Here is a 13,221-nt window from a genome sequence, read left to right as displayed (position 1 = left end):
CCCCCATCGTGTACCTAGGGGCCGCAAACGTCATCTCTACCCCGAGGTAACCGGCACTCGTTCGAATCTCGTACCCTTGGATGGTTCTCAAATACGCAAACAGGGCAGATAGGTGTGGTGTACGTCACCATCCGTCCGAATCGCGTGCCTGGAGTTGCGTCGACACGGCCAGGATCGTCACCGTTTCGGCGGTCCGAACCGCCGGGTACTTGCGCGATCCGTCCCGCCCGTGTGGACTACGGCCAATGCTTCGCGCACGCGCGTGGCTGAGTTATTCCCCAAAACATGATCAGGAGGCAACCCGTGAGCGCGACCGCGGACCACGCGGAGGAGCGGACCAGCCCTGCCGTCAGGCTGGGTTTCCAGCCCGAGCAGGTGGTCCAGGAGATCGGCTACGACGACGACGTCGACCAGGAGCTCCGCGAGTCCATTGAGGAAGTCATCGGCAGCGATCTGGTGGACGAGGACTACGACGACGTCGCCGACGCCGTGGTGCTCTGGTTCCGCGACGATGACGGAGACCTGACGGATGCGCTGGTGGACGCCACCACGTACATCGAAGAAGGCGGGTCGATCCTCCTCCTGACGCCGAAGACCGGCCGTACGGGATACGTGGAGCCGAGCGACATCTCCGAAGCCTCGACGACTGCGGGTCTGTCGGCCAGCAAGAGCGTCAGCGTCGGCAAGGACTGGAGTGGCAGCCGGCTGGTGACGCCCAAGGCCGCGAAGTCCAAGAAGTGACGTCCAGGGAGTGACGTCCGGAAGTGCCGTGAAGTGATGTGACGCCGGACGGGACGGGCCTTGGTGCCCGGCCCGTCCGGCGGCCTTTCGGCGGTCGCTGCGTAGGGTGGAACCACCCAGACAGCCCCACCCCGAAGGGACATCCACGCGATGGCGATCCAGGTCGGCGACAAGGCCCCCGACTTCGAGCTCAAGGACAACCACGGCCGTGCCGTGAAGCTCTCCGACTTCCGGGGGAGCAAGAACGTCGTCCTGCTCTTCTACCCCTTCGCCTTCACCGGCGTGTGCACCGGAGAGCTGTGCGAGGTGCGCGACAACCTGCCGAAGTTCGCCGACCGTGACACCCAGGTGCTCGCGGTCTCCAACGACTCCATCCACACCCTGCGCGTCTTCGCCGAGCAGGAGGACCTGGAGTACCCGCTGCTCAGCGACTTCTGGCCGCACGGCGAGGTCAGCCGTGCCTACGGCGTCTTCGCCGAGGACAAGGGCTGCGCGGTGCGCGGCACCTTCGTCATCGACAAGGAGGGCCTGGTGCGCTGGACCGTCGTCAACGCGCTGCCGGACGCCCGTGACCTCGGCGAGTACGTCGCCGCCCTCGACACCCTGTGATTCTTCGGCGCCAGGGCCTGCGTGGGGCGGGAACCCGTCACTAGGATCGACTCGTTGATCCGATATCCGACGCACCAGGGGCTCCCCGCCCCAGGACACCAATGGAGGACTTGTGGGAGTCAGCCTCAGCAAGGGCGGCAACGTATCGCTGACCAAGGAGGCCCCGGGCCTGACCGCGGTCATCGTCGGTCTGGGGTGGGACGTCCGCACCACGACCGGCACCGACTTCGACCTGGACGCCAGCGCGCTGCTGGTGAACAGCGCCGGCAAGGTCGCCAGTGACGCGAACTTCGTCTTCTTCAACAACCTGAAGAGCCCCGACGGCTCGGTCGAGCACACCGGTGACAACACCACCGGCGAGGGCGAGGGCGACGACGAGGCGATCAAGGTCAACCTCGCCGGGGTCCCGGCCGACGTCGACAAGATCGTCTTCCCCGTGTCGATCTACGACGCGGAGAACCGGCAGCAGTCCTTCGGTCAGGTCCGCAACGCGTTCATCCGCGTCGTGAACCAGGCCGGCGGCGCAGAGATCGCCCGTTACGACCTCAGCGAGGACGCGTCCACCGAGACCGCGATGGTCTTCGGCGAGCTGTACCGGCACGGCGCGGAGTGGAAGTTCCGTGCCATCGGCCAGGGCTACGCGTCGGGCCTGCGCGGTATCGCGCAGGACTTCGGCGTCAACGTCTGAGTCGTCCGCGGGGCCGGAAGGTCCGACCGTCCGGCGCCGCACCGTTTACGGGCGGCGCCGGACGTGCAGGACAACCGAAGAGGAAGCACCTGAGCACCACCTAGGGGAGGACCAGCAATCATGGGCGTCACGCTCGCCAAGGGAGGCAATGTCTCCCTGTCCAAGGCCGCGCCGAACCTCACTCAGGTGATGATCGGACTCGGCTGGGACGCGCGCTCCACCACCGGAGCCCCCTTCGACCTCGACGCCAGCGCGCTGCTGTGCACCAGCGGGCGGGTGATGGGGGACGAGTGGTTCGTCTTCTACAACCAGCTCAAGAGTCCGGACGGCTCGGTGGAGCACACCGGCGACAACCTCACCGGTGAGGGCGACGGCGACGACGAGTCGCTGCTCGTGGACCTCTCCAAGGTGCCGCCCCAGTGCGACAAGATCGTCTTCCCGGTCTCGATCCACATGGCGGACGAGCGGGGACAGACCTTCGGTCAGGTCTCCAACGCGTTCATCCGGGTGGTGAACCAGGCCGACGGCCAGGAGCTCGCCCGCTACGACCTGAGCGAGGACGCCAGCACGGAGACCGCGATGATCTTCGGTGAGCTCTATCGATACCAGGGCGAATGGAAGTTCCGTGCGGTGGGGCAGGGGTACGCGTCGGGGCTGCGGGGCATCGCTCTAGACTTCGGAGTCAACGTTTCGTAAAACCGAGTACGGCGTGGGGGAGATCCACCCCCAAGCTTCGCTTGGGGGGACCCCCAGACACGATTGGGTAGCCAGTGCTTCTGAAAACCTTCGGCTGGTCGTTCGCGGTCACCGCGCTCGGCCTGGTCGCAGCGGTCTTCTACGGGGGGTGGGAGGCCTTCGGCATCGTGGCGATCCTCTCCGTCCTGGAGATCTCGCTGTCCTTCGACAACGCGGTGGTCAACGCCGGGATCCTGAAGAAGATGAGTGCCTTCTGGCAGAAGATCTTCCTCACCATCGGTGTGCTGATCGCCGTCTTCGGCATGCGCCTGGTCTTCCCCGTCGTGATCGTCGCCATCAGTGCCAAGATCGGCCCGATCGACGCCGTCGACCTCGCGCTCAACGACAAGGACCAGTACCAGCAGCTGGTCACCGACGCTCACCCGTCGATCGCCGCGTTCGGTGGCATGTTCCTGCTGATGATCTTCCTGGACTTCATCTTCGAGGACCGTGACATCCAGTGGCTGCGCTGGATCGAGCGCCCGCTCTCCAAGCTCGGCAAGGTCGACATGCTGTCGGTCTGCATCGCGCTGATCGTCCTGCTGATCACTGCCTTCACCTTCGCGACCCACGCCCACCAGCACGGCGGCGCGCACGTCGACAAGGCGCAGACGGTGCTGATCTCCGGTATCGCCGGTCTGATCACGTACATGGTCGTCGGCGGTCTCTCCGGCTACTTCGAGGACAAGCTCGAGGAGGAAGAGGAACGCGAGCACGAGGCGGAGGAAGAGGCCGCGCGCACCGGCAAGCAGCGCTCGCCCGTCGTCCTGGCCGGCAAGGCCGCGTTCTTCATGTTCCTCTACCTCGAGGTCCTCGACGCGTCCTTCTCCTTCGACGGCGTCATCGGCGCCTTCGCCATCACCAACGACATCGTGCTGATGGCGCTGGGCCTGGGCATCGGCGCCATGTACGTCCGATCGCTGACCGTGTACCTGGTCCGCCAGGGCACCCTCGACGACTACGTCTACCTGGAGCACGGCGCCCACTACGCGATCGGCGCCCTCGCCGTGATCCTCATGATCACCATCCAGTACCAGATCAACGAGGTCATCACCGGCCTGGTCGGTGTCGTCCTGATCGGCTGGTCCTTCCTGTCCTCCGTCCGCCGCAACCGCGCGCTGGCGGCGGCCGAGGGAGCCCAGGGCTCGGACGAGAAGACTGAGGTCTCGTCCGGGGTGTGATCACCTGGGGAGCGAGGAACGCTCTGGGCGGGGCGGCCGGTGAGGACGAGTCCTCCACCGGCCGCCCCGCCGGTTTTCATCAGCGGACGTGGGGGCGGGAATGGGCATCTTCGACGGGCTCCTGGGCAGCCGGGCGGCGGACTTCGACTCGGGCAACGCGGCCACCAACGCGATCGAACTGACCAAGCGGCATTCCCAGGTCTCCCTGACCAAGCAGGGCGCCGCGACCGGCAACCTGCGCGTCAACCTGACCTGGCGGATGCGGACGTCCGACATCGGCGGACCGCAGCGGGAGAGCCTGCTGCGGCACCCCTTCAAGGCGCTGCGGCCGCCGGAGGTCATCGGACACAGCCAGAGCATGGTGAACGTCGACCTCGACCTCGGCTGCCTGTACGAGCTGGCCGACGGCACGAAGGGGGTCGTGCAGCCGCTCGGCGGCCTGCTGGGGGACGTCAACGCGGCGCCGTACGTGAAGCTGAGCGGGGACGACCGGTTCGGGTCGGCGTCCGGCGAGACGATGTACGTCAACCTCGACCACCGGGAACAGATCAAGCGGCTGCTGGTCTTCGTCTACATCTACGACCAGACGCCGGCGTTCGACCGCACGCACGCGATCGTCACGCTCTACCCGAGCAACGGGCCGCGGATCGAGATAGGCCTCGACGAACGGCATCCGCAGGCCCGGTCCTGCGCCGTGGTGATGATCGAGAACGTGAAGAACGAGCTGATGGTGCGGCGCGAGGTGCGGTTCGTCTACGGCTTCCAGGCGGAGCTGGACCGCCTGTACGGCTGGGGCCTGTCCTGGGGCCGGGGCTACAAGACGAAGGCCGAGAAGTAGCGCCCCGGCGGCACCCGGGCCGACGACGCCCCGGTTCGCGGTACCCGGGCCGCCGGTTCCCGGCGGCTCAGCGTCCGACGAACTGGGGGCCCTGCGGGGGCAGCCGGAAGGAGCCGTCCGGATAGCCGTAGCCGTACGTCGGGAGACTGGCCGGATAGCCGTACGCGGGCTGCTGCTGGGGTACCGCCGAGGTCGGCTGCTCGGGCGGCAGGGGCTGGGAGAGGCTGGGCGTGCGGGGGGCCGGCTCGGAGGCCGGTTCGGCGGCGGCCGACGCCTCCTCCGACTCGTCCACCGAGATGCCGAAGTCGGTGGCCAGGCCCTTGAGGCCGTTGGAGTAGCCCTCGCCCAGCGCGCGGAACTTCCAGCCCTCGCCGCGCCGGTACAGTTCGCCGCAGATCAGCGCCGTCTCCTCGCCCGTCTCGGGGCGGATGTCGAACGTGGCGAGCGGTTCGGCGTCGGCTGCCGCGTCGTACAGCGCGATGGTGAGGGAACGTACGCGGTCGAACGTCACGCCGTCCGCCGAGGCGACCAGCAGAATCTGGCCGACGCCGGACTCGACACCGGACAGATCCGTCTGGATGGTGTCCGTGAGGCCCTCGGCGACGCGCTTCTTGCCGAGCCGCCAGACCTTCCCGGAGGGGTGCCTGGGCTGGTTGTAGAAGACGAAGTCCTCGTCGGAGCGCACCCGGCCGTCGAGGCCGAGGAGCAGCGCCGAGGCGTCGACGTCCGGGACCCCCTGCCCGGGGGTCCAGCGCAGCACGGCGCGTACCGTGGTGGCTTTCAGCGGGACGTTCGACCCCTTCAGCATCGCGTGCGTCATGCGGTCATCCTGCCTTCTCGGGCCTGCTCACGACAACGCGGGGTACACGGCAAGTCTCATCCGCGAGTTACCTGAAATTCATGCCGGGTGGGAACCTCTGACATGGATCCCTACGTACTATTACCGGCCACCTCATACCGAATCCACAGACTTGCTTGCACCACGGGGGAGATTTATGCGTCATTTCGGGCACCTCGCCCCTGAGGTGCGGGAGCGTCTCTTCTACCGGGAGCCGTGTGTCTTCGACACGGATTCCCCGGCCAGGCTGCTCTCCGCGGCTCTGGGCGCCACGCTGTACAGCCCGGCCACCAGGCCCCGGCTGGCGGACGACATCGTCAAGCAGAGCGGGCGCGGCGTGGTGTCGATGGTGCTGTGCCTGGAGGACTCCATCGGCGACGAGGACGTCGAGGCCGGCGAGGAGAACCTGGTCCAGCAGTTCGCCGACCTGCTGGGGCGCCGGGACACCGACGGCGTGGAGCCGCCGCTGCTCTTCATCCGGGTGCGCACGCCCGAGCAGATCCCCGACCTGGTCCGGCGGCTCGGGGCCGGCGTGGAGCTGCTGAGCGGGTTCGTCTTCCCGAAGTTCACCGAGGAGCGGGGCATCCCCTTCCTGGAGGCACTGGCGGGCGCCGAGACGGCGAGCGGGCGGCGGCTGTTCGGCATGCCCGTCCTGGAGACGCCCGAGCTGATGTACCGCGAGTCGCGGGTGGACTCCCTGGAGGGCATCGCCCGCGCCGTCGACAAGTACCGCAGCCGGGTCCTCGCGCTGCGCCTCGGCGTGACCGACTTCTGCTCCTCGTACGGGCTGCGCAGAGCGCCCGACATGACCGCCTACGACGTCCAGATCGTGGCCTCCGTGATCGCCGACGTGGTGAACATGCTGGGCCGGGCCGACGGCACCGGGTTCACCGTGACCGGTCCCGTGTGGGAGTACTTCCGGGTTCCCGAGCGCATGTTCAAGCCGATGCTGCGGCACAGTCCCTTCCTGGAGGGGCAGGCCGTCGAACTGCGCGAGAAACTGATCGAGCACGCGATGGACGGGCTGCTGCGCGAGATCTCCCTGGATCACGCCAACGGTCTGCTGGGCAAGACCTGCATCCACCCCTCGCACGTGCCGGCCGTGCACGCGCTGTCCGTCGTCAGTCACGAGGAGTACAGCGACGCGGCGGACATCCTGCGGCCGGAACGCGGCGGCGGGGGTGTGCTGCGGTCGCAGTACACGAACAAGATGAACGAGGTGAAGCCGCACCGCGCCTGGGCCGAGCGCACCATGCTCCGCGCCGAGGTCTTCGGTGTCGCGCACGAGGACGTCAGCTTCGTCGACCTGCTCGCCGCCGGTATACCCGGCTGAAGAACCACCTCACTCACAAGGGACGCATGAACAACGCAGTGAACAACGGGGACGACGGGATCTGGTCCGGGACGTGGGTCGCCGAGCGGCTCGGTGTCGAGCTGGTGGGCGACGACACGCTGACGGACCTGCTGGGGCTGGCCCTGCGCCGCAATCCCAAGCGGGCGCATCTGCTGGTCTCCAACGTCCTGGGCAAGCACGTGCCCCAGTCGCCGTCCGTGGTGCACGGTCACGGGTTCGCCCTCGGCCGCAGGGTGCGTGAGCTGCTCGGCGCCGAGGAGTCCGCCCGGGCGGTCGTCCTGGGCTACGCGGAGACCGCCACCGGCCTCGGCCACTCGGTCGCCGACGGCCTCGGCACCGCCCCGTACCTGCACTCCACCCGGCGCCCGGTCGCGGGGGTCGCGCAGGCGGGCGGCTTCGAGGAGTCCCACTCGCACGCCACCTCGCACCTGCTGCTGCCGGAGGATCCGACGCTGCTGGTGGGTGACGGGCCGCTGGTCCTGGTCGACGACGAGTTCTCGACCGGCAACACGGTGCTGAACACCGTGCGTGATCTGCACGAGCGGTATCCGCGGGGACGGTACGTCGTGGTGGCGCTGGTCGACATGCGGTCGGCCGCGGACGCGGGCCGCCTGGAGGACTTCGCCCGCGAGATCGGCGCCCGGGTGGACCTGGTCGCCGCGGCGTCGGGGACGGTGCGGCTGCCCCCGGGCGTGCTGGAGAAGGGCCAGGAGCTGGTCGCCCGCCACGAGGCCGAGGGTGCGGGTGCCGCGGGCGGTGATCGGTCGTCCGCGGGTGCGCGGGGGCTGGTCGCGCAGTTCCCCGCACCCCTTCAGGGCGCTGCCCGCACCGAGCCCGAGGAGGCGGCGGCCGCTCCCCCGCAGAGCACCGATGCCGACGCGCGGGGCAACCCCCCAGGGGCGCGGGGAACTGCGCGAGCAGCCACGACGCACCCGCACCCGGAAGGCGACCGCACCGGCCAGACGCGGCCCCCTGGCCAGATCTTCCGCGTCGACCTGCGCTGGCCCCGCGGCCTCCCCGACGGCGGCCGGCACGGGTTCACGCCCCAGCACCGGGCCCGGCTGGAGACCGCCCTGCCCGCCATGACCGCCCGCCTCGCCGAGGCGATACCCGAGGACGCCTCGCGCGTCCTGGTACTCGGTTTCGAGGAACTGATGTACGCCCCGCTGCGGCTGGCCCGTGAGCTGGAGCAGGTGGTGGCCGCCGAGGTGCGCTCCTCGACCACCACCCGCTCGCCCGTCCTCGCCGTGGACGACCCGGGCTACGCGATCCGCAGCCGAATCGTTTTCCCCGCGCACGACGACCCGGCCGACGGCCCCGGCGAGCGCTTTGCCTATAACGTCGCGGGCGGCGGCTTCGACGCCGTCGTCGTCGTCGTGGACTCCGTGGCCGACACCCGGGAGCTGCACGCTCCCGGCGGCCTCCTGTCCGAGCTCGCCGCGCACACCCCGCACGTCGTCCTCGCGGTCGTGCCGTCGTACGTCCCCCAGCCGCTGTACGCGGCCGCCTTGCCGGAAGAGAGACCCGCCATGCTGCCCGAGCCCCTTCGCGGCCCCGCCTTCTCCTCGTACCCGCCCGAGGAGGTCGGCTGGCTGCTCCAGGACCTCTCGGACGTGACGCTGGAGGCGCCGACCGAGGAGCGCGAGGAGGCCATCCAGAGCGGCGGCGCGCACTACGCCGAGTCGCTGCCCGTCGAGTACCAGCCCAGCGAGCAGTACCAGGAGCTGTTCCACGCGGCCCTGGAGACGTCGGCGGCGCGGATCGCGCAGGCCGTGGGTGTGGTCACGGAGACGGTGATCGCCGAGCGGTCCCCGCGGCCGGTGCTCGTCTCGCTCGCCCGGGCCGGCACCCCCGTCGGTGTGCTGATGCGCCGCTGGGCGCAGTTCCGGCACGGCCTCGACCTGCCGCACTACGCCGTGTCGATCGTGCGCGGCCGGGGCATCGACGCCAACGCGCTGCGCTGGCTGGCCGCCCATCACGACCCGCGTGACGTGGTCTTCGTCGACGGCTGGACCGGCAAGGGCGCGATCACCCGGGAACTGGCCGCGGCGATCGAGGAGTTCGAGGCGGGCGGCGGTGCGGCCGGCTTCGACGCGGAGATCGCGGTGCTGGCCGACCCGGGCTCGTGCGTGCGGACGTACGGCACCCGCGACGACTTCCTCATCCCGTCGGCCTGTCTCAACTCGACCGTCTCGGGGCTCATCTCGCGCACGGTGCTGCGGGCCGACCTGGTCGGGCCGAACGACTTCCACGGTGCGAAGTTCTACCGCGAGCTCGCCGGCACGGACGTCTCGGTGGCCTTCCTGGACGCCGTCGCCGCCCGCTTCCCCGAGGTCACGGACACGGTCGCCGGCGCGGTGAAGGAGCTGCTCGCCAGCGACCGCACCCCGAGCTGGGAGGGCTGGGCCGCGGTCGAGCGGATCAGCGAGGAGTACGGCATCCACGATGTGAACCTGGTCAAGCCCGGGGTCGGCGAGACCACCCGGGTGCTGCTGCGCCGGGTGCCGTGGAAGATCCTGGCGCGGGCCGGGGCGGGCGCCGACCTGGACCACGTGCGGCTGCTCGCCGGACAGCGAGGGGTGCCCGTCGAGGAGGTCGGCGACCTGCCGTACACCTGCGTGGGGCTGATCCACCCGCAGTTCACCCGGGGCGCGACCGGTGCCGACGGCAAGGCGGTGACGGTCTGATGCCAGTTCTGGTGGCGAGCGATCTCGACCGTACGCTCATCTACTCGGCGGCCGCCCTGGCGCTGACCATGCCGGACGCGCGGGCGCCGCGGCTGCTGTGCGTGGAGGTGCACGAGGCGAGGCCGCTGTCGTTCATGACGGAGACGTCGGCTCAGCTGCTGACCGACCTCGGGGACCGGGCGGTGTTCGTGCCGACGACCACCCGGACCCGCAAGCAGTACCAGCGCATCAATCTGCCGGGTCCGCCGCCGAAGTACGCGATCTGCGCGAACGGCGGCCATCTGCTGGTCGACGGCGCGACCGACCAGGACTGGCACGCGAGCGTGCTGGCCAGGCTGGCCGACGAGTGCGCGCCGCTCGCCGAGGTGGAGGAGTACCTGGCGAAGTCGGCGGACCCGCTCTGGCTGCGCAAGCAGCGGGTCGCCGAGGACCTGTTCGCCTACCTGGTCGTGGAGCGCGAGCTGCTGCCCGAGGAGTGGGTGAAGGAGCTCGCGGCCTGGGCGGAGAACCGCGGCTGGACCGTGTCCCTCCAGGGCCGCAAGATCTACGCCGTGCCGAAGCCGCTGACCAAGAGCGCGGCCGTGCGCGAGGTGGCCCGCCGCACCGGCGCCGAACTGACGCTGGCGGCGGGTGACTCGCTGCTCGACGCCGACCTGCTGCTGGTCGCGGACCGGGGCTGGCGTCCCGGGCACGGCGAGCTGGCCGACGCCGCCTGGACGGCCCCGGCCATCACCGCTCTGCCCGAGCGGGGCGTGCTGGCCGGGGAGCGCATTCTGCGGGAGTTCCTGAAGAACTCCTGAGAAATCCGGCGGGCGGCGTCAGCCGCAGCAACCGCCGCCGCAGCATCCACCGCCGCCTCCGCCGCCCGCCCCGGGCGCGGGGGCGGCGGACTTCGTCCCGCCCACGGCCACCGCGGAGAGCAGCTTGACGGTGTCGTCGTGGCCCGCGGGGCAGTCGGCGGGTTCGGCGGACTGTGCCATCGGTCGGCTCAGTTCGAAGGTGTCGCCGCAGGTCCGGCAGCGGTACTCGTAACGAGGCATGGCGTCAGACTAAGCCCCTATGCTCGGACCTGGTGTCAGCAGTTTCACCTCTGTTCGCTTCTGTCGATTTCTTCTGTGGAGAATTTGCGAAGGGCGCTGGTAATTTGAGAGCGCCGCGTTGAACTCCAAGGTCGGGAGGGTTCAAGGTTTGCGGCCGCGTCAACGGCAACCATGTCAGGCCCTCGTCAGTCTGTACGTCTGCCTGCGAGCAATACGGAGTGCGGAGGGAGACGCGTCGTGAGCGAGGCGGGGCAGGGGGACAAGCCCCAACAGCCGGATGAAACCATGCAGTTGAAGCTTCCTGCATCTTTTCGGCCGGACGAGACCATGCAGCTGCGGGTCTCGGATATACCGGCAATACCGGACATTCCCGAAGAGGGTGACGACGAAAAGCCGCGTTCGTCGAAAAACAGGCGAAAGGCCCCTCGCCCTTCGCTTTTTGCCCGGATATCTTCGTTTCTGGGTCCCCGACTTGCTCCGCTGCTCGCCGTCCTGGCTCCCTATGTGGCTCGTGTCACGCCCTACGCCCGCAAGCTGCGCCCCCAGTACCCGCGCCCGGGCCGTACCGACTGGCGGCGCTGGATACCCTCCTGGCGGCAGTGCCTCGGCGGCGTCCTGGCGTCCATAGGGCTGAGCAGCATGCTCCTGGTCGTCGCCTACGCGGCCACCGACATCCCCGACAACATCAACTCGTACGCCACCCAGCAGGACAACGTGTACTTCTGGGCCGACGGGACGCCGATGGCCCGCACCGGCTGGGTTCAGCGGCAGGCGATGCCGCTGAAGGACATCCCCGAGGACGTCCGCTGGGCGGTGCTGGCCGCCGAGAACGCCAGCTTCTACAGCGACCCCGGCATCTCCTTCAAGGGCATCAGCCGCGCCCTGTTCCGCACCCTCGGCCAGGGCGACACCCAGGGTGGCTCCACGATCACCCAGCAGTACGTCAAGAACGTCTACCTGAACCAGAACCAGACGGTCAGCCGCAAGTTCACCGAAGCCATGATCGCCCTCAAGCTCGACAACCAGATGAGCAAGGACGACATCCTCGAGGGCTACCTCAACACCAGCTGGTTCGGCCGCGGCACCTACGGCATCCAGCGCGCCGCCCAGGCCTACTACGGCAAGGACGTCGGCGAGCTCAACGCCAGCGAGGCCGCGTTCCTCGCCTCCCTGCTCAAGGGCGCGGGCCTGTACGACCCGACGCTGAGCTCGGTCAACCGCGCCCGGGCCGTGGAACGCTGGTCGTGGACCCTGGACCGGATGGTCGACATCGGCAAACTGTCCAAGGCGGAGCGCGCCAAGTACACGAAGTTCCCCGAGCCGCTCAAGTCCAACCCGCTGTACGACACCGGTGAGCAGAGCGACTACCTGGTGGAACTCGCCTCCCAGTACGCCAAGAAAGCCGGGAAGATCTCCGACAAGGACTTCGACCTGGGCGGCTACCAGATCTACACGACCTTCGACAAGAAGCGCGAGACCCAGCTCACCGACGCCGTCACCAAGGCCCGCAAGGACGCCCTGAAGGACGACCCGGCGAAAGCGAAGACCGCCCACTACGGCGCGTCCTCGGTGGCCTCCGACGGACGGATCCTCGCCGTCTACGGCGGCCCCGACCACCGGACACAGGGCTACAACGAGTCCAACGCCACCACCGTCTCGGCCGGCAGCGCGTTCCTGCCGTTCGTGTACGCCGCCGGCCTGGAGCACGGGACCCACAAGACCCGCGACGGGGACACCACCCCGGTCACCGGGGAGACCCTCTACGACGGCGACGACAAGGTGCCGGTGACCACGCCCGAGGGGCCTTATTGGGACCGCAGCGGCAAGGTGGTCGCCGCGAAGAACGACGACGGCGAGTCGTACGGGCAGATCTCCCTGCACCGGGCGCTTGAGCTGTCGGTGAACACGCCGTTCATGCAGCTCGGCATGGACACCGGACTCGACGTGGTGCGCGCCACCGCCGAGAAGTCCGGGCTGCTCTCCTCCAGCATCGGGGCGCAGGTGCCCGCGCTGTCCATGGGCAGCTCCACGCCCAGCGCGATCCGGATGGCGAGCGGCTACTCCACCTTCGCCGCGGGCGGCAAGCACACCGAGCCGTACTCGGTGCGCCTGATCACCAAGAACGGCACCAAGGTCGTCCTGGACACCCCGGCCACCGAACGCGCCTTCGGCGCCGACGTGGCCGAGGAGGTCAACTCCGCGCTCGCGGACTCCTTCCGCACCGCCCACCCGGACGACGTGCCCGCCGCCCAGCAGAACGCCGCCCGGTCCGGTTCGCTCGGCCGGGTGGCCGGGAAGGCCGGCACCACCCAGGACGACACCGCGGCCTGGTACGTCGGCACGGCCAAGGCCGTGTCCACGGCCGTCGTCGTCTACCGCATCGACCTCGGCAAGAGTCTCCAGCCGCTTCCACTGAAGGGCATCGCCGGCACGACCGACGACAGCGTTCCCTACGGCATCTGGTCAGGTGCCATGAGCCCGCTCGGCTGACCACCGAAACGGGCACCCGC

The 13,221-nt window shown here is 69.2% G+C and carries 12 protein-coding genes; 10 read left to right on the top strand and 2 right to left on the bottom strand.

Going from position 1 to position 13,221, the window contains the following annotated elements:
- The first annotated feature begins 303 nt into the window (after positions 1–303).
- The 6 genes from AOQ37_RS30935 to AOQ37_RS30910 all read left to right on the top strand — a co-directional run bounded on the left by AOQ37_RS30935 (position 304) and on the right by AOQ37_RS30910 (position 4,792).
- Positions 304–741, top strand: a complete 438-nt coding sequence (locus AOQ37_RS30935; protein WP_020126915.1) for a DUF3052 domain-containing protein — start codon at positions 304–306, stop codon at positions 739–741.
- Between the two features lie 150 nt (positions 742–891).
- On the top strand, positions 892–1,350 hold the full coding sequence (locus tag AOQ37_RS30930; protein WP_062649189.1) for a peroxiredoxin: 459 nt from the start codon (positions 892–894) through the stop codon (positions 1,348–1,350).
- A 112-nt stretch (positions 1,351–1,462) separates the two neighbouring features.
- A complete protein-coding gene (locus AOQ37_RS30925) occupies positions 1,463–2,038 on the top strand; it encodes a TerD family protein (RefSeq protein ID WP_062649187.1) in 576 nt (191 codons plus the stop codon).
- Between the two features lie 120 nt (positions 2,039–2,158).
- Positions 2,159–2,734 (top strand): TerD family protein, encoded by a 576-nt coding sequence (locus AOQ37_RS30920; RefSeq protein ID WP_062649184.1) that lies wholly within the window; start codon positions 2,159–2,161, stop codon positions 2,732–2,734.
- Between the two features lie 74 nt (positions 2,735–2,808).
- Positions 2,809–3,954, top strand: a complete 1,146-nt coding sequence (locus AOQ37_RS30915; protein WP_062649182.1) for a DUF475 domain-containing protein — start codon at positions 2,809–2,811, stop codon at positions 3,952–3,954.
- Positions 3,955–4,054: 100 nt separating this feature from the next.
- Positions 4,055–4,792, top strand: a complete 738-nt coding sequence (locus AOQ37_RS30910; RefSeq protein WP_062649180.1) for a TerD family protein — start codon at positions 4,055–4,057, stop codon at positions 4,790–4,792.
- Positions 4,793–4,859: 67 nt separating this feature from the next.
- On the opposite strand, the gene AOQ37_RS30905 is transcribed toward AOQ37_RS30910, so the two are convergent.
- Positions 4,860–5,612, bottom strand: a complete 753-nt coding sequence (locus AOQ37_RS30905) for a TerD family protein (protein WP_062649178.1) — start codon at positions 5,610–5,612, stop codon at positions 4,860–4,862.
- Between the two features lie 175 nt (positions 5,613–5,787).
- Here AOQ37_RS30905 and AOQ37_RS30900 point away from each other — a divergent pair, with 175 nt between their 5' ends.
- From AOQ37_RS30900 to AOQ37_RS30890, 3 genes are read left to right on the top strand one after another with little or no spacing between them, the layout of a single operon-like run.
- Positions 5,788–6,963: an HpcH/HpaI aldolase/citrate lyase family protein gene (locus tag AOQ37_RS30900; RefSeq protein WP_062649176.1), complete on the top strand. Its 1,176-nt coding sequence runs from the start codon at positions 5,788–5,790 to the stop codon at positions 6,961–6,963.
- Positions 6,964–6,989: 26 nt separating this feature from the next.
- The gene (locus tag AOQ37_RS30895; RefSeq protein ID WP_062649174.1) at positions 6,990–9,671 is read left to right on the top strand and encodes a phosphoribosyltransferase; all 2,682 of its coding nucleotides are present in this window, start codon (positions 6,990–6,992) and stop codon (positions 9,669–9,671) included.
- The gene (locus AOQ37_RS30890) at positions 9,671–10,471 is read left to right on the top strand and encodes an HAD family hydrolase (protein ID WP_062649171.1); all 801 of its coding nucleotides are present in this window, start codon (positions 9,671–9,673) and stop codon (positions 10,469–10,471) included. The genes AOQ37_RS30895 and AOQ37_RS30890 overlap by 1 nt, the downstream gene beginning before the upstream one ends.
- Positions 10,472–10,489: 18 nt before the next feature.
- Here the strand turns inward: AOQ37_RS30890 and AOQ37_RS30885 are convergent, their stop codons facing one another.
- A complete protein-coding gene (locus tag AOQ37_RS30885; RefSeq protein WP_062649169.1) occupies positions 10,490–10,711 on the bottom strand; it encodes an FmdB family zinc ribbon protein in 222 nt (73 codons plus the stop codon).
- A 285-nt stretch (positions 10,712–10,996) separates the two neighbouring features.
- Here AOQ37_RS30885 and AOQ37_RS30880 point away from each other — a divergent pair, with 285 nt between their 5' ends.
- Positions 10,997–13,201 carry a transglycosylase domain-containing protein gene (locus AOQ37_RS30880; RefSeq protein WP_199825110.1) on the top strand — a complete coding sequence of 735 codons (2,205 nt, stop codon included), beginning with the start codon at positions 10,997–10,999 and terminating at the stop codon, positions 13,199–13,201.
- The last annotated feature ends 20 nt before the right edge of the window (positions 13,202–13,221 follow it).

This window comes from Streptomyces maremycinicus, assembly GCF_001184025.1.
GTDB lineage: Bacteria > Actinomycetota > Actinomycetes > Streptomycetales > Streptomycetaceae > Streptomyces > Streptomyces maremycinicus.
The sequence above is the reverse complement of the archived record's forward strand: the minus strand, read 5'-3'. Positions and strand labels throughout refer to the sequence as shown.

Bases quoted from the DNA above. Each gene is read 5' to 3' on its own strand.
- AOQ37_RS30930 (WP_062649189.1), top strand. From the start codon at position 892: ATGGCGATCCAGGTCGGCGACAAGGCCCCCGACTTCGAGCTCAAGGAC.
- AOQ37_RS30880 (WP_199825110.1), top strand. From the start codon at position 10,997: ATGCAGTTGAAGCTTCCTGCATCTTTTCGGCCGGACGAGACCATGCAG.
- AOQ37_RS30920 (WP_062649184.1), top strand. From the start codon at position 2,159: ATGGGCGTCACGCTCGCCAAGGGAGGCAATGTCTCCCTGTCCAAGGCC.
- AOQ37_RS30900 (WP_062649176.1), top strand. From the start codon at position 5,788: ATGCGTCATTTCGGGCACCTCGCCCCTGAGGTGCGGGAGCGTCTCTTC.
- AOQ37_RS30885 (WP_062649169.1), bottom strand. From the start codon at position 10,711: ATGCCTCGTTACGAGTACCGCTGCCGGACCTGCGGCGACACCTTCGAA.
- AOQ37_RS30905 (WP_062649178.1), bottom strand. From the start codon at position 5,612: ATGACGCACGCGATGCTGAAGGGGTCGAACGTCCCGCTGAAAGCCACC.
- AOQ37_RS30890 (WP_062649171.1), top strand. From the start codon at position 9,671: ATGCCAGTTCTGGTGGCGAGCGATCTCGACCGTACGCTCATCTACTCG.
- AOQ37_RS30895 (WP_062649174.1), top strand. From the start codon at position 6,990: ATGAACAACGCAGTGAACAACGGGGACGACGGGATCTGGTCCGGGACG.
- AOQ37_RS30910 (WP_062649180.1), top strand. From the start codon at position 4,055: ATGGGCATCTTCGACGGGCTCCTGGGCAGCCGGGCGGCGGACTTCGAC.